A 17475-nucleotide genomic window follows, 5' to 3' on the forward strand; every position below is an offset into this window, starting at 1 on the left:
TTCCGCGAGACCGATTCCATCAGGACGCGAAGTCAGGCATGAGTGGAAAGCGATTGGTGCATCGCCGCCGTGCCCCGGTGGGGGCGCCGCCGGGCACGCTTATCCCCGACGAACGCGCCAGCCCGACCTCGATGCGGCTGACGCTGATCGGCGACGACACGGTCGAGGAGATCGAGGCGCCGTCGATCGCCGATGTCGGGAAAGCCGTCGTCTCCGACAAGAGGCTGTGGCTCGACGTCGTCGGCCTCGGCGATCTCGCCCTGCTCGAGGAGCTGGGGCGCATCTTCGACATCAACCCGCTCGCGCTCGAGGACGTCCACAATACCGGTCAGCGGCCGAAAATGGACGTCTATGGCGACCATGCCCTCGTCTTCCTGCACATGACGGACGGACAGGACGTCGGCTCCAAGGAACAGCTCGCCGTGCTGTTCGACGACCGGCACGTGGTGACATTCCAGGAGCGGGCGGGCGACTGCCTCGATCCCGTGCGCAAGCGCCTGCGCGCCCCGCAGGGGCGGATGCGTCGCGGCGGTCCGGCCTATCTCGCCTATGCGATAATCGACACGGTGCTGGACGCCTATTTCCCGCTGCTGGAGCGGATCGGCGACGAGCTGGAGGATCTCGAAAACCTCATCACCACCCGTCCCGATCCGCATAACATCTCGCAGCTTCATGCGATAAAGCGCGATCTCCTGGTGGTGAAGCGGGCCACCTGGCCGACGCGCGAAATGCTGTCCTCGCTCACGCGCGAGGATTTCGACCTTGTTCCCGACACAGTCCGCCTCTACCTGCGCGACACATACGATCACGCCGTCCAGCTCATCGATATCGTCGAGACCTATCGCGAGCTCACATCGGGCCTGCTCGACCTCTATCTGTCGAATGTCTCGACCAAGATGAACGAAGTGATGAAGGTGCTGACAATCGTGGCGACGATCTTCATTCCGTTGACTTTCATGGCCGGCGTCTGGGGCATGAATTTCGACCCCGCCTCTTCGCCGTGGAACATGCCGGAACTGTCGGCTCGCTACGGTTATCCGCTCGCGCTCCTGTCGATGGCGGCGACCGGCGTCGGCCTCCTTCTCTTCTTCCGCTGGAAAAAGTGGCTATAAGCGGCTACTTGATTTAAATCAGTAGCTTAACCGCCGCCGCCTTGGGCGCGATTGATCTCATTCGATGCCAGGAGCAGACACTGTTGTCCACCGAGAACAACACCGATGGAAATGTGCCTGCGAGCGAGCCGTCGTCGCAAGCGCCGCGCCGGACGCGCCTGCTGCCGCTGCCCATCGGCGTCTTCCTGTCGCTCTTCATGGCGGCGACGCTGATCCCGGCGCTGATCTTCTCGGTCATCCTTCTCCAGCGCAGCAATCAGGCGCAGCAGGAGATCGTAACGACGCTGGCGGAGGCGACGGCCGGTTCCATCGCCGAAACGATCGACCGGCAGTTGATGGGCACGGTGACGACGTTGCGCGTGCTCGCCGCCACTCCGTCGCTCGGGGCGAGCGATCTCAGCCGCTTCTACGACGGTGCGAAGGTCGCGCTGGAGGGCACCGGCGCGCATCTCATCGTCGTCGACGAGAACATGAACCAGCTTCTGGACACGCGGTCGGAATACAGCCTGCCGCTCGGGCGGCTGCAGGACACCGCGGCCGCGGCGTGGGCGCTGCACACGGGCGAGCCTGTCGTTTCCGACGGCGTGCTCGAGGCCAATGCCAGCCGCTGGGGCTTCAACGTCATTCAGCCGCCGCTCTCCGAGGAGGGGCCGCGCCGTCTCCTGGTCATGACTCAGGACGCCGAGAGGCTCTCCGAGGCGCTGGCGAGCCAGAACCTTCGCGGCGGCTGGAACGCCGTGCTGGTCGACCGCAACGACATAGTGCTCGCCTCGTCCTACATGTCCTCCGACATCGGCAAGCCGTTCTTCCTTGCGCAGGACATCGAGCCCAACGACACCACGGTGCGCCGCAGGGTGCGTCTGGAAGACCGGACCTACGAGACGATCACCACGAGGTCGTCGCTCACCGGCTGGGAGGTGATCGTCTGGGCGCCGTCGTCGATCGTGCAGGCGCCGATGACGCAGACGCTGCGGGCGCTGGCGATCGGCGGAGCGGCGATCATAGCTATCGGCGCCATACTTGCCTGGGCGCTCGGACGGCAGGTTGCCAAGCCTGTGCGCCGGCTGGCGCAGGACGCCCGCCGCCTCGGCGCCGGCGAGGCGGTCGAGGCGGTCGATTTCCCCGTGGCCGAAATCGCCACGGTTTCCGCAGCGCTGGCCCAGGCCGCGCAAGACAGGCGCGCGGCGGAGAGCGAGATACGCTTCCTGATGCGCGAGGTCGCCCACCGCTCCAAGAACCAGCTCACCGTGGTCTCGTCGATCGCCAAGCAGACGGCGCGCACCGCGCGCAGCTTCGCCGCCTTCCAGGACAGTTTCCAGAAGCGCGTGCAGGGCTTGGCGCGCTCGACGGACCTGCTGGTCGCGGGCGGCGTCGCGGGCGTGGAACTGCGCGAGCTTCTCAATGCTCAGATCGAGCCGTTCAGGCCGAGCGACGCCTCGCGGCTTGAGGTGAACGGCAATCACTTCCGCCTGTCCAACCAGGCCGCGCAGACACTGGGCCTCGCCATCCACGAACTGGCGACGAACGCCGCCAAATACGGCGCCTTCGCCGCCTCGTCGGGACGGCTGGTCGTGTCGTGGAGCCGGTCGGGCGACCGCCTGGAGATGCGATGGCGCGAATTCGTGCCGCGGCTGCGCAGGCGAGCCGAGAGCCGCGGCTTCGGCACCGAGGTGATCGAGCGCATGCTGGGTGGGACGCTCGACGCCGAGATCGAGCGGACGCTGCATCGCGACGGCATCGAATACAGGTTCCGCATGCCGCTGGAGCGCGTCGAGCCCGAGCTTTCGGGCCCGGCGGAATGAAGAGGGCCCGCATCCGCCGTCCGATACTGGTTATTTAGCTGGAAATTGCCTCCATTATCGACTATATGCGCCGCAGCATCGCGCCATGAGGCGTCATGTTGAACGGCCCTTGCTGGACGACATCCTGGCTATGGGCGACCCGTTTCCTCAAAATCGAAAGGAAAAACGCGATGTCGATAACCGCAGAGCGCAAGCAGGAACTGATGAGCGAATTCGCGACCAAGCAGGGCGACACCGGTTCCCCGGAAGTCCAGGTCGCAATCTTGTCTGAACGCATCAAGAACCTGACCGAGCATTTCAAGGACCACAAGAAGGACAACCATTCCCGCCGTGGTCTGCTCGCCCTCGTTTCCCAGCGCCGCAGCCTCCTTGACTACCTCCGTGGCAAGGACGAAGGCCGCTATCAGACGCTGATCGAGAAGCTCGGCCTGCGCCGCTAAGAAAGTTTGACCGGCGGGCCCCGACGGCCCGCCGGTCGATCATCAGGGCCGTCGATCGGGGATAAGAACCCCAAGGCCCGCCCGGCTCCGCATTATCGGAAAGGCAGTATCCGGAGCCGCCCATGGGACAGGTCATGGGGCAGGATTGCAGGGCGCTTTTGGCGGTTTCCGCCGCCCTTGATACACGAAGCGTCCCGTTGTCTTGCCCGTGGCTCGTCCGCAAACGAAGCCAGGGAACGTTTCCGTGCGCCGAAGGATATGGCGCGACCCGTTCCCTCATCGAGGACAAGACATGTTCAATCACCACAAAGTGGAAATCGAGTGGGGCGGCCGCCCCCTCATTCTGGAAACCGGCAAGATCGCACGTCAGGCTGACGGCGCGGTGCTCGCGACCTACGGCGAAACCGTGGTGCTCGCGACCGTCGTTTCCATGAAGGAGCCGAAGCCGGGCCTCGACTTCTTCCCGCTGACCGTCAACTACCAGGAAAAGACCTTCGCGGCCGGCAAGATTCCCGGCGGCTTCTTCAAGCGTGAAGGTCGCCCGAGCGAGAAGGAGACGCTGACGTCGCGTCTTATAGATCGCCCGATCCGCCCGCTCTTTGCCGACGGCTACAAGAACGACACCCAGATCGTCGTCACCGTCGTGCAGCACGACCTCGAGAACGATCCGGACATCCTCGCAATCGTCGCCACCTCGGCTGCTCTGACGCTTTCTGGCGTGCCCTTCATGGGGCCGATCGGCGGCGCGCGCGTCGGCTACATCGGCGGCGAATACGTCCTGAACCCGCATCTCGACGAAATGCCCGAGTCCAAGCTCGACCTCGTCGTTGCCGGCACGTCGGATGCAGTCCTGATGGTCGAGTCGGAAGCCCAGGAGCTTCCCGAGGATATCATGCTCGGCGCTGTCATGTTCGGCCACAAGGCGTTCCAGCCGGTGATCGACGCGATCATCAAGCTTGCCGAGGTTGCCGCCAAGGAGCCGCGCGAGTTCACCTCGCCGACCTATGACGAGCTGGAAGCGGAAATGCTGAAGCTGGTCGAGGGCGAACTGCGCGAAGCCTACAAGAACACGCAGAAGGCCGAGCGCTACGCTGCCGTCGACGTAGTCAAGGCCAAGGTCAAGGCGCATTTCACGCCGGCTGAGGACGAAGCGCCCAAGTGGACGCCGGAGCAGATCGGTTCGGTATTCAAGGACCTTCAGGCGAAGATCGTTCGCTGGAACATCCTCGACACCGGCTCGCGCATCGACGGTCGCGACCTGTCGACCGTTCGCCCGATCGTGTCGGAAGTCGGCATCCTGCCGCGCACCCACGGCTCGGCGCTGTTCACCCGCGGTGAGACGCAGGCGATCGTCGTTGCCACGCTCGGCACCGGCGAGGACGAGCAGTTCATCGATGCGCTGACCGGCACGTACAAGGAAACGTTCATGCTGCATTACAACTTCCCGCCCTATTCGGTGGGCGAGACCGGCCGCATGGGTTCGCCCGGCCGCCGCGAGATCGGCCACGGCAAGCTTGCCTGGCGCGCGATCCGTCCGATGCTGCCGGGAGCCGAGCAGTTTCCCTACACGCTGCGTGTCGTCTCGGAGATCACCGAATCCAATGGCTCGTCCTCGATGGCGACGGTCTGCGGCACCTCTCTCGCGCTGATGGATGCGGGCGTGCCGCTCGCCAAGCCGGTCGCGGGCATCGCCATGGGCCTGATCAAGGAAGACGATCGCTTCGCGGTTCTCTCCGACATTCTCGGAGACGAGGATCATCTCGGCGACATGGACTTCAAGGTCGCCGGCACCGATGCCGGCATCACCTCGCTGCAGATGGACATCAAGATCAGCGGCATCACCGAGGAGATCATGAAGATCGCCCTCGACCAGGCCAAGGGCGGCCGCGAGCACATCCTCGGCGAGATGGCGAAGGCCATCACCGAGGGTCGTTCGGAACTCGGCGAGTTCGCGCCGCGCATCGAGGTCATGACCATACCGACCGACAAGATCCGCGACGTGATCGGCTCGGGCGGCAAGGTCATCCGCGAGATCGTCGAGAAGACCGGCGCCAAGATCAACATCGAGGATGACGGCACGGTCAAGATCGCCTCTTCCAACGCCAAGGAGATCGAGGCGGCGAAGAAGTGGATCCACACCATCGTGGCCGAGCCGGAAGTCGGCGAGATCTACGAGGGCACGGTCGTCAAGACCGCCGATTTCGGCGCCTTCGTCAATTTCTTCGGCCCGAAGGACGGTCTCGTCCACATTTCGCAGCTCTCCAACGAGCGCGTCGCCAAGACCACCGACGTCGTCAAGGAAGGCGACAAGGTCTACGTCAAGCTCATGGGCTTCGACGAGCGCGGCAAGGTGCGCCTCTCCATGAAGGTCGTCGACCAGGAGACCGGCAAGGAGATCGCGCGCGAGAAGAAGAAGGAAGACGCCGAGGAGGCCGACGCCTGATTCCAGGCATCTCCGTTCAAACGAAAGAAGGGGCGCGACCGCAAGGTCGCGCCCCTTTCTTGTCGTGGCGGGGAAATCGCTCCCGGGCGTTTCCGGATGAAATGGAATCGTCGCTTGGAACGCCTCCTCCACCACGCTTCGCGTGGTCCCGCTCCGCAGGGGAGGAATCGGCGTCGCGGACGGCCGCACCGTGGATCCTCCCCCGTTTTCATGGGGGGAGGGGGCGTTTCGGTGAAAACCTGAACTGCCCTAAGCCGCGAAGGGATAGTCGATCAGGCCCTTGGCACCGCCGCCGTAGAACGTCTCCTTCCGCGGCTCGTTGAGCGGAAGCTTGTCCTTGAACCTGCGCACCAGGTCCGGATTGGCGATGAAGAGCTTGCCGAAGGCGACCATGTCCGCCCGGCCGCTCGAAACCGCGTCCTCGGCGAGTTGCCTGTCATAGCCGTTGTTGACGACCCATGCGCCGGCGCCGCCGGCGTTGCGGTAGGCCGTCTTGAAGGCCTCGTAGTCGAACGGCTTCTCACTCTGCCGGAAGGCACGGTCGCCTCCCGTGGCGCCTTCGATGACATGGATATAGGCGAGGTCGTAGGCGCCGAGCCCCGCCGCGACATGCTCGAACAGCGGTTGCGGGTCGGGATCGGAAGCATCGTTGGCCGGCGTCACCGGCGAAATCCGGATGCCGACACGGCCGCCGCCCACCTCCTCGACGACGGCCTTGACGACCTCGAACAAAAACCGCGTGCGGTTTTCGATCGAACCGCCATATTGGTCGGTGCGATGGTTGCTGCCCGAGCGCATGAACTGGTCGATCAGATAACCGTTCGCGGCATGGATCTCGACGCCGTCGAAGCCCGCTTCGGTCACCGCCGCGCGTGCTGCGCGCCGATAGTCCTCCACGATGCCGGGCAGTTCGCCCGCCTCCAGCGCGCGCGGCTCGGAGGTCTCCGCGAATGCGCCGGTGCCGTCCTCGTTGACAAGATAGGTCTTCGATTTCGCACGTATCGCCGACGGAGCGACGGGCTTGCCGCCGCCCGGCTGCAGTGTGTCGTGGGAAATGCGCCCGACATGCCAGAGCTGGGTGACGATCTTGCCTTTCTCCGCGTGCACGGCGTCGGTGACCTTGCGCCACGCCGCGAGCTGCTCCGGCGCGTAGAGGCCCGGCACGTCGGCGTAGCCCTGGCCCTGATGGCTGATCGCCGTCGCCTCGGTGATCAGCAGGCCGGCCGTGGCGCGCTGGCTGTAATAGGTCACCGAGAGCTCCGTCGGAACCGCGTTGGGGGAGCGGTTTCGCGTCAGCGGCGCCATGGCGAAGCGGTTTGCGACGTCGATGTCGCCGATCCTGGTCGGGTCGAAAAGAGTGGCCATCAAAGAACCTTTCACGGTTTTAGGGGGATTAGAGATCGTCGAGCGAGGAGCGGAAGGCGGCGATCGCCGCCTCGTCGCGCTTGTAGAAAACCCATTGCCCGACGCGCCGGCTGGATACGAGCCCGGCGGCGGTGAGCACGGCGAGGTGGGTGGATACGGTCGATTGGGACAGCTTGCACTTCTCGAACTGGCCGGCGCACACGCCCATCTCCAGCGGGTGCTCCTGGCCGCTGAAATGCTTCTCCGGTTCCTTGAGCCAGGCGAGCATGTTCCGGCGCACGGGGTGCGCGACGGCTTTGAGAACGGCATCCTTGTCCATGGTCGGTCCACATTGATTTCTACCGATATATATATCGTCGGGAGACGATATAAAGGCATGTGGTGGTCGCTGTGGCTGCGATGTCGAGAAAATCTTTTCCCTCGAGCAAGGCCGTCCCGCCGGCATTCCATTTGTTCGCTTGATTTTCGGCACGCGAGCGGGAATGACGACCGCAATGGTTTCAGATAAGGGAAGTTTCGTGAGCGAAGGACATGCAAGGACGCTCTTCCATCCGTTCGAGGCGGAAATGCTGCCGCTTCCCTGGTCGACGGAGCGCGTGCTGATCTTCAATCCGCCCCCCGGTTTCCGGGCGCCTACGGGCTTTCGCGCCGCGCTCTTCCCGGTTCAGGATTTTCGCCCCTTCTTCCTCGATCTCGTAAAGTCCGGCTATCCGGCGGCTTCGGAGGCTAGCGGCGACGGCTACGATCTCGCGCTGGTGCTGTGCGGCCGCCATCGCGGGCAGAACGAGCTTTGGGTCGCCGACGCCCTGCGCCGCGTCAAGCCGGGGAGCAGGGTCGTCATCGCGGGCGGCAAGACCGAGGGGGCCGCCAGCCTGCGCAAGCGCCTCGGCGGGCTGATGGAGATCGAGGGACACGCATCGAAGCACCATGGCGTCGTCTTCTGGCTGACGCGATCGGACGATCTCGCGGCCGCGTCGGCGCTCGAGGCGGCCAATCCGGCGATGCTGGTCGAAGGCAGGTTCCGCACCGCGCCCGGCATGTTCTCGCATGACCGGGTCGATGCCGGTTCGCGGCTTCTCGCCGGGAATCTGCCGGCCGACATCAAGGGCGCGGTGGCGGATTTCGGCGCTGGGTGGGGCTATCTCTCGGTCCGAGTGGCGGAGCGTGCGGCGGGGCTTTCGGCGCTCGACCTCTACGAGGCCGGCTTCACGGCAAGCGAGGCCGCGAAGGCGAATCTCGCCGTGCTCGCTCCGGACGTGCCCGCGCGCGTCTTCTGGCACGACCTGCTGAGCGAGAAGGTCGAGCGGCGTTACGATCTCGTCGTGATGAACCCGCCGTTCCATCAGGGCAGGGCGGCCGAACCCTCGATCGGCGAGCGCATGATCCAGACGGCGTCGGCGGCGCTGAAGCCCGGCGGCCGCCTTCTCCTCGTCGCCAACAGGCCGCTGCCCTACGAAGCGGTGCTGCAGGCGAAATTCGCGCGGCATGGCGAAATATGCCGCGACGAACGCTTCAAGATTCTCTGGGCAATCCGCTGAGGACCGGCGGCCGGCGAGATCAACTCTCGCCGGTGTCGGTGCGCTTGAGTTCGGAAAGCGAGGGCATGGACGTGACGTGATAGCCCGAATCCACATAGTGGATTTCGCCAGTCACGCCGGAGGACAGATCCGAGAGCAGATAAAGCGCCGAGCCTCCGACGTCCTCGATGGTCACGTTGCGCCGCAGCGGGGAATTGCGCTGCTGGTAGGAATACATGATCCGCGCGTCCGAAATGCCCGCGCCCGCCAGCGTGCGCACCGTGCCGGGCGACAGGCAGTTCACGCGAATGCCGCGCGGGCCGTAGTCGTTGGCGAGATAGCGCACGCTCGCCTCCAGCCCCGCCTTGGCGATCCCCATGACGTTGTAGTTGGGCATGACGCGCACCGAACCCGCATAGGTGAGCGTGATCATCGAGCCGCCGTCCGGCATGAGCGCCGCCGCCTTCCGCGCCACCTCGGTGAAGGAGTAGCAGGAGATCACCATGGTGCGGACGAAATTGTCCTTGGTGGTGTCGGCGTAGAGGCCCTTCAACTCGTTGCGGTCGGAAAAGCCGATCGCGTGGACGATGAAGTCCATCGTGCCCCATTCGGCCTTGAGCGTGTCGAAAACCTGATCGACGCTGGCGCTGTCCTCGACGTCGCAGGGCAGCACCAGCGAGGCGCCGACCTTCTCCGCCAGCGGCTTCACGCGGCGGCCGAAGGCTTCGCCCTGATAGGTGAAGGCCATCTCGGCGCCGTGCTCGGCGAGGCGCTGGGCGATGCCCCATGCAATCGAATGGTCGTTGGCGACGCCCATGACGAGGCCGCGCTTGCCTTTCATCAATCCTTCCATGGGAAGTATATCCTCAGCCGTTGTAACGCTGGAAAACGAGCGTGGCATTGGTGCCGCCGAAGCCGAAGGAGTTCGACAGCACGGTGTCGATCCTGGCGTCGTCGATGCGCTTGCGCACGATGGGCATGCCCTCGAATTCCGGATCGAGCTCCTCGATATGCGCGCTCTCGCCGATGAAGCCGCCCTGCATCATCAGGATCGAATAGATCGATTCCTGCACGCCGGCGGCGCCCAGCGAATGGCCGGTCAGCGACTTGGTGGAGGCAATATGCGGGATCTTCTCACCGAACACCTCGCGGATGGCGTTCATTTCCCTGGAATCGCCGACAGGCGTGGAAGTGCCATGCGTGTTGATGTAGTCGACGTCGCCCTGCACGGTCGCGAGCGCCTGCTTCATGCAGCGCACCGCTCCCTCGCCCGAAGGAGCCACCATGTCGTAGCCGTCCGAAGTCGCGCCGTAGCCGACCACCTCGGCATAGATCGTCGCGCCGCGCGCCTTGGCATGCTCCAGTTCCTCGAGCACGAGCACACCGGCGCCGCCGGCGATCACGAAGCCGTCGCGGTTGATGTCATAGGCGCGGGAAGCCGCGGCCGGCCTGTCGTTGAACTTCGAGGACATGGCTCCCATTGCGTCGAACAGGTTCGACATGGTCCAGTCGAGATCCTCGTGGCCGCCGGCGAAGATCATGTCCTGCTTGCCCCACTGGATCAGCTCGTAGGCATTGCCGATGCAGTGCGCGGAGGTCGAGCAGGCCGATGAGATCGAATAGTTCACGCCGTGGATCTTGAACCAGGTGGCAAGCGTGGCCGAGGCCGTGGAGGACATCGCCTTCGGCACGGCGAACGGCCCGATGCGCTTGGGGCTGTTGTTCTTCTCGGTGATCTCGGCCGCCTCGACGATGGTGCGGGTCGACGGTCCGCCCGAGCCCATGATGATGCCGGTACGCTCGTTGGTGACGTCGCTCTCCTCCAGACCGGCGGACGCGATCGCCTGCTGCATGGCGACATGGTTCCACGCGCCGCCCTTGTGCAGGAAGCGCATGGCGCGGCGGTCGACCAGTTCGGTCGGGTCCAGCGTCGGCGCGCCCCAGACCTGGCAGCGGAAGCCGTGCTCGGCGAAATCGTCGGAGAAGGTGATGCCGGACTTCGCATCCCGCAGCGAAGCCTGAACCTCGTCGGCGTCGTTGCCGATGGAGGATACGATGCCTAGACCGGTGACAACCACTCGTCTCATCTGGCTTTCCTTTGTTTGCAAGGCCCGCGGCCGTTGATGGCAAAGCCGGAGGGCTTACGCCGCTTCCTGCTTGGCGAGGCCGACGCGAAGGTCGGTCGCCGTATAGATGGTCTCGCCGTCGGCCTTGAGCCAGCCGTCGGCGGTGCCGAGAACGAGCCGGCCGCGCATCACGCGCTTGAAATCCACGCCGTATTCGACCTTCTTGACCTTCGGGGTGACCATGCCCTTGAACTTCACCTCGCCGGTGGAAAGCGCCATGCCCTTGCCGGGCTCGCCGAGCCAGCCGAGGAAGAAGCCCGTCATCTGCCACATCGCGTCGAGGCCGAGGCAGCCGGGCATGATCGGATTGTCGATGAAATGGCAGGGGAAGAACCAGAGGTCCCGCCGGATTTCGAGCTCGGCGCGCACATAGCCCTTGTCGAATGCGCCTCCGGTCTCGCTGATCTCGGTGATGCGGTCGAACATCAGCATCGGGGGGTAGGGAAGCTGCGCGTTGCCCGGGCCGAACAATTCGCCCTTCGCGCAGGCGAGAAGGTCGTCATATGTGTAGCTCGATTTGCGTTCAGCCATCTCTTTTCCGTTTCGTCCCCGTTTCGACGCGTCGCGACCTTTGATATTTTCCTCGGCCGACGCCATTCCCCTATCACAGAGTGTTTCCCGCAGGAAACCGCCGAAGGGCTTATATCGTGGGTGCCCGGCGGTCAATGTGCCGCTATTGATCGCTTCACCTTCACGGAATATATGTTGAAAAGGCGGCAGTCCGCGCGAATTGCCGAATTGGCGGAGCTTCGCCGGCTGGTCGCGAACCGAGTAGGGACAGATGGACAGGAACGGCTGCAACATGACGTTCGAGGTGGAGACGCGGGTGCGCGCCGCCGGGCTGCGCCCGACGCGGCAGCGTGTGGCGCTGGCCGACCTGCTCTTCGCCAAGGGCGACAGGCACCTGTCGGCCGAGGAACTCCACGAGGAGGCGCTGCAGGCGGGCGTGGCGGTTTCGCTGGCCACCGTCTACAACACGCTCCATCAGTTTACCGAGGCGGGGCTGCTGCGCATCCTCGCGATCGAGGGGGCGAAGACCTATTTCGACACCAACACGTCCGATCACCATCATTTCTTCATCGAGGGCGAGAACCGGGTGATGGACATCGAGCACGGGCCGGTCAGCGTGATGAACCTGCCCGAGCCGCCGGAGGGCATGGAAATCGCCAATGTGGACATCATCGTCCGCCTGAGGCCTAAGACGACCCGCTGACACGGCTTCGAAGCAGCGATCGAACCCGCCCGCAGAGGCGGGTTTTTTTGTTCGCGATGAATCGCCGTAGGCGGCCGTTGCGCCGCAACTGGAGAGGCGGTGAGGGTCCGCACGGGCCCCAGCAGCGCGCGCCTTGCGGACAAGCTCAGTCCTTGTAGGTCTCGCCCGGATAGGCGCCCCAGATCTGCGATTGGCTGACCCAGCCCTTGTGGCCGGCGAAATCCATCTCGCACCAGGTTCCGTTGCACATGCTGATCGTGCCGATCACGCCGGGCTCGAGCCGGGCGATGATGCGCGAGGAGGTGTCGGGCTGCGTGCGCAGCAGAATCTCGGTTTCCTTGCCGCGCTGCCAGGGCGCGGCGATAGCCGTGCGGCGACCGGAAAGAAGCGACTGGTTGATCCAGCCCTCCGCCCCGTCGGCATCGCGCACGCGGCGCCAATTGTCGTATTCCTGGATGATCTCCATCGGCACGCCCGATTTCAGGTAGCGCCATTCGATCGCGTAGTTCAAACCGGGGCCGACCCTGAGATTGACCTTGCCGGATTTGAGGCTGACGAATCGCGGCAGCGGCAGTCCGCTGGAACCCACGCTCTGCGCGGCCGCCTCGGCCAGCGGAGCAAGCAGCATCGCCGCAACCAATCCGGCGCCCGCCAGCACCGTACCCAATCTCGACCGAAGTCGCATCAATCCCTGCATTCTCATTCCCAGTACCGCATGCCGCGCTTTCCGACCGCGCATCGCGAAGAACCCTTTTCCTTTGTCATCGACGGGACGGCTTGGTACACAGATACCAAGTCCAGGACCTGTTCCGACACCGGTTTCAAGTGTCGCCTTTCTTGGTTAAAGAGGTCTCAACAAGACCCGGATTCGAGGAACTCATGGCCGGCAGGAAAAAGCCTCTCGTCGTCATCACCCGCAAGCTGCCGGATCCGGTCGAGACCCGCATGCGGGAGCTGTTCGACGCGCGGCTGAATGTCGAGGACCGGCCGATGACGCAGCCGGAGCTGGTCGCCGCAGTGCGCGAGGCCGACGTTCTCGTGCCGACCGTGACGGACCGCATCGACGCCGCGCTGATCGAGCAGGCCGGCGAGAACCTGAAGCTGATCGCCAATTACGGCACCGGCGTCGACAATGTCGACGTGACGGCGGCCGCGAAGCGGGGAATCGCCGTCACCAACACGCCGAACGTGCTCACCGAGGACACGGCCGACATGACGATGGCGCTGATGCTGGCAGTGCCGCGCCGGCTGACCGAGGGCGCCAACGTGCTGGAGACCAACGGCAAGTGGGCCGGCTGGTCGCCGACCTGGATGCTCGGGCGCCGCATCTGGGGCAAGCGGCTGGGCATCGTCGGCATGGGCCGCATCGGCACGGCGGTGGCGCGGCGCGCCAAGGCGTTCGGCCTGTCGATCCACTATCACAACCGGCACAGGGTGGCGCCCGCCACCGAGGACGCGTTGGAGGCGACCTATTGGGAAAGCCTCGACCAGATGCTCGCCCGCATGGACATCATCTCGGTCAACTGCCCGTCGACGCCGGCGACCTTCCACCTGCTTTCGGCGCGCCGGCTCGCGCTGATGCAGCCGACCGCCTATCTGGTCAACACCGCGCGCGGCGACATCATCGACGAGGATGCGCTGGTGAAGATGCTGGAGACGGGCAAGCTGGCCGGCGCCGGCCTCGACGTCTTCGAGCAGGAGCCGGCGGTCAACCCCAAGCTGGTCAAACTCGCCGCCAAGGGCAAGGTGGTGATCCTGCCGCATATGGGTTCGGCGACGATCGAGGGCCGCATCGACATGGGCGAGAAGGTCATCATCAATATCCGCACCTTCTTCGACGGGCATCGCCCACCGGATCGCGTGCTGCCGTCGCGTGTCTGACGCGTCTGCCGCCGCCATGTCGCGCGCCTGACATTTAGAGGCGTTACATCCCGCCGCGGCGTCGGTAAGCTGGCTGCCATCCGTTCAAAACCGGTGGGGTGTTTCATGCAATCCTTGGTCAGGGCCGCGCTGGCGGCCTGCTTCATCTTTCCCGGCGCTGCCCATGCGCAGTCCGGTTTCGAGGTGGTCACGCTCGGCGCGCGCGGCGGCATCGAGGACGGCAATCTCAGCGCCTATCTGATCCGGCCGCTGGACGACGAGCGCTATGTGACCTGCGACGCCGGTTCGATCGTCAGCGGCCTGCGCGCGGCGGACGAAAAGGGCGTCTTCAATGCGGTCGAAGTGCCGGAGGATTCGCCGAATGATCGCGTCGGCCATGTCCTGACCGAAAGGATCAAGGGCTATCTGATCAGCCACGCCCATCTCGACCATTTCGCCGGCGTGATCATCGCCTCGCCCGACGACGGCAAGAAGCCGATCTACGCGCTGCCCTCGGTCAACGAGCGCATCGAGCGCAATTATTTCAACTGGGAAGCCTGGCCCAATTTCGGCGATCGCGGCAAGGAACCGATGCTGAAGAAATACGGCTACGCCGACCTGCGGCCGGGAAAGGCGCGCGAGATCGACGACACGGAAATGTCGGTGACCGCCTTTCCGCTGAGCCATGCAGGCGCCGAATCCACGGCCTTCCTGATCGAGAGCGGGGATGCGGCACTTCTCTGCTTCGGCGACACCGGGCCCGACGAGGTCGAGAAGTCGACGAACATCGAGAATATCTGGACCGCCGTCGCCGACCTAGCGCGCGACGGTCGGCTGAAGGGCATCATCATCGAAACCTCCTACACCAACGAGCAGCCCGACGAATATCTCTTCGGCCATCTGACGCCGGCCTGGCTGATGAAATCGCTTGCCGGATTGGAAGCGGCCGCCGGCGCCGGCGCGCTCAAGGACATGCCGGTGGTCGTCAGTCACATCAAACATTCGATGAAGAAGGGCGAGACGCCGCAGGAGCGGATCCTCGAGCAGCTCGAGGAGGCAAACGACCTCGGCGTCCGCTTCATCATCCCCGAACAGGGCATGAAATGGGAGTTCAGGTAGGAGCGTCCGCTCCTTCCCTCTGTGCCTGCATGGTCCCTCTCCTCCCCCTTGTAGGCAGGTGAATCGCATATGGATTTACCCCTACCCCTAACCCCTCCCCACAAGGGGGAGGGGGACCTTGCAGGGATTGCGTCAAGGCGCCGCTCATCGGCGAATATGCGCGGCGTTGCAGTCAGGCAGCCCCCCCTTGTGGGGAGGGGTTAGGGGTGGGGGTACGAAGCCATGAGGATGCCGGCCGATTCCATATGTGATCGCCCCGTTACGGTGGAAGGGGGCGATCCTCATGGTTCGACAGGCTCACCATGGGGGCTTGCGGGCAGTCACCCGCCGGCGTTCTCCAGCCTCCCGTCCTCGCTGATCCGGACGATGCGGCCCGCGAAGGCGTGGTGCCGCGGCTGCGGCAGGCGCAGGGCGAGCGGCGCTTCGAGCCCCATCTCGCGCGCGACGACGAGGCCGAGCAGCAGGATGGCGTCGGGTTCGTCGAGCACCAGCGCGGCCGGCGCGTTGCCATTGTGGACCAGTTCGAGAAGCACGGCCGAGGCCGATGACGAGCCGATCGTGCCCGGCAGGAAGAGGACGCGCCCGGCGATGCTCTCGCCGTGCTCCGGATGGCGCACGTCGGCGATCCTCCCGCTTCCAGGGTCGACGCCGCCCCAGAAGCTGATCGGCGCGCCAAGCACCAGCGCCGATGCCGTCACGCCCCTGCCGGGCATCAGGATCCCGCATCGCGCGGCCGCGCTCACGACAAGCTTTCCGTTAGCATGACCTTACCAAGCATCGCGCTCTCGACGCACTCGCGCAGCGATCCATAGATGACGGCATAGCCGGTATTGCCCGGCGCGTAATGCGCGAACTTGCCGGAATTCGTCATCAGCACGGCGCCCTCGATCGCCGGCAGGATCGGGGTGACGACGACGCAGGTATCGGCCACCAGCACCACGCCTGCCGCCTCCAGCGTCTTGCGGCGACCGGTCTTTTCGAGTTCCGTGAGCACGTGGCGGCCGGTGCAGGCATAGAGCGGGACGGCGAGCCTGCGCCCGGCGATGGCGCGTTCGAGCAGGTCGAACTCGGCGGGCGAAAGATGCGGACTGCCGATGGCGACCGCGTCGATGCGATCGGGCTTTTCCGCCGTCGAAAGCCGCGCCCTGGCGATGCGCGCCATTTCGGGCGTGACTCGGATCGTTGCTGCCGGCTGCGTGCCTGCAAGCGCTGTTTCGAGGTCGGGCGCTTCCGGCGTGACCCCCGCCACGTGGAAGAGCCCCACCGCGCCGGAGGAGGCGGCCGCGGCGCCGAACGCCTTCAGCGCGTCCTCGCCGGGGTGCGCCGCAACGCCCTTGACGACGCCGACGGCGGTGCCGATCTCGCGCCCGTAGAGGCTGCCGAGCACCGGCCAGGCGATCTCGGAGGCGAGGAACTCTGCCGGCAGGCCGGAGACGTCGAAGACCGCAGTCGCGGCGCGGTTCTCGGGTCTGTGAAGCCCGTAGTCCGGGGCGCGGCCCGATATGGCGCAGGCGATGTCGAGGAAGTCGCCGTAGCGGTTGGTGCGCGCGCCGAGCACCGAGTTGCAGAAGACGACCGCGTTGGATTCGCCCCATGCGACGTCTGTTCCGAATGCCGGCCGGTGTCCTGCCTGGTAGGGCGCGCAGGTCCATGTCGGCTCGCAGCCGAGCCGGCGATAGGCGTCCATCATCCGCCTCGCCATTTCGCGCTCGCGCCCGCCGAGGCGCACGCGGCTGCAGCCGGTGAGATCGAGCGCGCCGACATTGAGGGTGGAGCGGACGGCGACCCTGGCGCCGCCCTCGACGAGCCTTTCGGCGAAGAGAGTGCCGGAATCGCCATGATAGAGCGCACCGTCGATATGGGCGGAGCGGATCGGGATCAGCCGCGGCGCCCCCATCAGCCGGGCAGCCTCGGCCACGATGCGCATGGCGATCGCCGCGCCGTCGTCGCCCGCGGCGATCGCGCTCTCCTCGGCCGTGAGGGAAAAGCTCACGTCAGCGCCTTGCGCATGGTGATCGTGGTCGGGCGTGAATAGCCCTCATGCGCCGTGCGCTGGGTCTCGACGAAGCCGAGCCGAGCGAAGATCGCGTGATTGGCGGCGAGCTCGATACGGGTCTGCAATTCGAGCACGGGCTTGCCGAGGCTGCGCGCGACCGCTTCCGTCTTCGCCATCAGGTGACGGCCGATGCCCGCGCCTGACAGTGCCGGATCGACGGCCAGCTTGCCGACATAGAGATGGTCGTCCTTCGCCCGCAGAAAGACGCAGCCGCAGAGCCTGTCGCCGTCGCGTGCGAGGAGGCCGATCTCCGTCCGCGCTTTTTCCCGGAGACCTTGCTCGGTCAGGCGGTGCACGGAGGAGGGCGGGTCGATCACCCCGTCCATATAGGCGAAGGAGCGGCGGATGAGGTCGAGCAGTTCGGCCCAATGCGCGAAGTCGGGGGGGAGGCGTTCGATGGCGATCGGGTTTTGTGTAAGCAT

17 protein-coding genes are annotated in these 17475 nt (G+C 65.2%); 8 read left to right on the plus strand and 9 right to left on the minus strand.

Going from position 1 to position 17475, the window contains the following annotated elements; all coding sequences use genetic code 11:
• Positions 1-56 precede the first annotated feature (56 nt).
• The 4 genes from corA (at position 57) to pnp (ending at position 5797) form a co-directional block, all read left to right on the plus strand.
• Entirely contained in the window at positions 57-1112 is a 1056-nt protein-coding gene (gene corA / locus XW59_RS20855) for a magnesium/cobalt transporter CorA (protein ID WP_170990196.1), read from the plus strand.
• 83 nt (positions 1113-1195) lie between these two features.
• Complete coding sequence (locus XW59_RS20860) at positions 1196-2914, plus strand: sensor histidine kinase (RefSeq protein ID WP_246666158.1); 1719 nt, start codon at positions 1196-1198, stop codon at positions 2912-2914.
• A 170-nt stretch (positions 2915-3084) separates the two neighbouring features.
• The gene (gene rpsO / locus XW59_RS20865) at positions 3085-3354 is read left to right on the plus strand and encodes a 30S ribosomal protein S15 (protein WP_047147704.1); all 270 of its coding nucleotides are present in this window, start codon (positions 3085-3087) and stop codon (positions 3352-3354) included.
• A 292-nt stretch (positions 3355-3646) separates the two neighbouring features.
• Positions 3647-5797 carry a polyribonucleotide nucleotidyltransferase gene (gene pnp, locus XW59_RS20870; RefSeq protein WP_047147703.1) on the plus strand — a complete coding sequence of 717 codons (2151 nt, stop codon included), beginning with the start codon at positions 3647-3649 and terminating at the stop codon, positions 5795-5797.
• A 249-nt stretch (positions 5798-6046) separates the two neighbouring features.
• Here pnp and XW59_RS20875 read toward each other — a convergent pair whose 3' ends face one another.
• The gene (locus tag XW59_RS20875) at positions 6047-7162 is read right to left on the minus strand and encodes an alkene reductase (protein WP_137327067.1); all 1116 of its coding nucleotides are present in this window, start codon (positions 7160-7162) and stop codon (positions 6047-6049) included.
• 28 nt (positions 7163-7190) lie between these two features.
• Complete coding sequence (locus XW59_RS20880; RefSeq protein WP_047147701.1) at positions 7191-7481, minus strand: metalloregulator ArsR/SmtB family transcription factor; 291 nt, start codon at positions 7479-7481, stop codon at positions 7191-7193.
• A 199-nt stretch (positions 7482-7680) separates the two neighbouring features.
• Here XW59_RS20880 and XW59_RS20885 point away from each other — a divergent pair, with 199 nt between their 5' ends.
• Positions 7681-8700: a class I SAM-dependent methyltransferase gene (locus tag XW59_RS20885; protein ID WP_348639326.1), complete on the plus strand. Its 1020-nt coding sequence runs from the start codon at positions 7681-7683 to the stop codon at positions 8698-8700.
• A 19-nt stretch (positions 8701-8719) separates the two neighbouring features.
• On the opposite strand, the gene fabI is transcribed toward XW59_RS20885, so the two are convergent.
• Genes fabI through fabA form a run of 3 tightly spaced genes read right to left on the minus strand, consistent with a single transcriptional unit; the run spans position 8720 to position 11336 of the window.
• On the minus strand, positions 8720-9532 hold the full coding sequence (gene fabI, locus XW59_RS20890; protein WP_047147700.1) for an enoyl-ACP reductase FabI: 813 nt from the start codon (positions 9530-9532) through the stop codon (positions 8720-8722).
• Between the two features lie 13 nt (positions 9533-9545).
• Positions 9546-10766: a beta-ketoacyl-ACP synthase I gene (gene fabB, locus XW59_RS20895; protein WP_047147699.1), complete on the minus strand. Its 1221-nt coding sequence runs from the start codon at positions 10764-10766 to the stop codon at positions 9546-9548.
• A 54-nt stretch (positions 10767-10820) separates the two neighbouring features.
• On the minus strand, positions 10821-11336 hold the full coding sequence (gene fabA, locus XW59_RS20900; RefSeq protein WP_047147797.1) for a 3-hydroxyacyl-[acyl-carrier-protein] dehydratase FabA: 516 nt from the start codon (positions 11334-11336) through the stop codon (positions 10821-10823).
• A gap of 271 nt (positions 11337-11607) precedes the next feature.
• Here fabA and irrA point away from each other — a divergent pair, with 271 nt between their 5' ends.
• The gene (gene irrA, locus XW59_RS20905; RefSeq protein ID WP_281406243.1) at positions 11608-12018 is read left to right on the plus strand and encodes an iron response transcriptional regulator IrrA; all 411 of its coding nucleotides are present in this window, start codon (positions 11608-11610) and stop codon (positions 12016-12018) included.
• Positions 12019-12163: 145 nt separating this feature from the next.
• Here irrA and XW59_RS20910 read toward each other — a convergent pair whose 3' ends face one another.
• Entirely contained in the window at positions 12164-12646 is a 483-nt protein-coding gene (locus tag XW59_RS20910) for an SH3 domain-containing protein (protein WP_246666166.1), read from the minus strand.
• A gap of 251 nt (positions 12647-12897) precedes the next feature.
• On the opposite strand from XW59_RS20910, the gene XW59_RS20915 reads away from it, so the two are divergent.
• Positions 12898-13899, plus strand: a complete 1002-nt coding sequence (locus XW59_RS20915) for a D-glycerate dehydrogenase (protein ID WP_047147696.1) — start codon at positions 12898-12900, stop codon at positions 13897-13899.
• A 105-nt stretch (positions 13900-14004) separates the two neighbouring features.
• Positions 14005-14997 carry a 3',5'-cyclic-nucleotide phosphodiesterase gene (locus XW59_RS20920; RefSeq protein WP_047147695.1) on the plus strand — a complete coding sequence of 331 codons (993 nt, stop codon included), beginning with the start codon at positions 14005-14007 and terminating at the stop codon, positions 14995-14997.
• 320 nt (positions 14998-15317) lie between these two features.
• Here XW59_RS20920 and XW59_RS20925 read toward each other — a convergent pair whose 3' ends face one another.
• Genes XW59_RS20925 through XW59_RS20935 form a run of 3 tightly spaced genes read right to left on the minus strand, consistent with a single transcriptional unit; the run spans position 15318 to position 17475 of the window.
• Positions 15318-15710, minus strand: coding sequence for a DUF126 domain-containing protein (locus tag XW59_RS20925; RefSeq protein ID WP_047147694.1), 393 nt, complete (start codon positions 15708-15710; stop codon positions 15318-15320).
• Positions 15711-15736: 26 nt separating this feature from the next.
• Positions 15737-16990, minus strand: coding sequence for an aconitase X catalytic domain-containing protein (locus XW59_RS20930; RefSeq protein WP_082137735.1), 1254 nt, complete (start codon positions 16988-16990; stop codon positions 15737-15739).
• Entirely contained in the window at positions 16987-17475 is a 489-nt protein-coding gene (locus XW59_RS20935) for a GNAT family N-acetyltransferase (RefSeq protein ID WP_047147693.1), read from the minus strand. The genes XW59_RS20930 and XW59_RS20935 overlap by 4 nt, the downstream gene beginning before the upstream one ends.

The organism is Aquamicrobium sp. LC103 (assembly GCF_001014615.2).
Classification (GTDB): Bacteria; Pseudomonadota; Alphaproteobacteria; order Rhizobiales; family Rhizobiaceae; genus LBCQ02.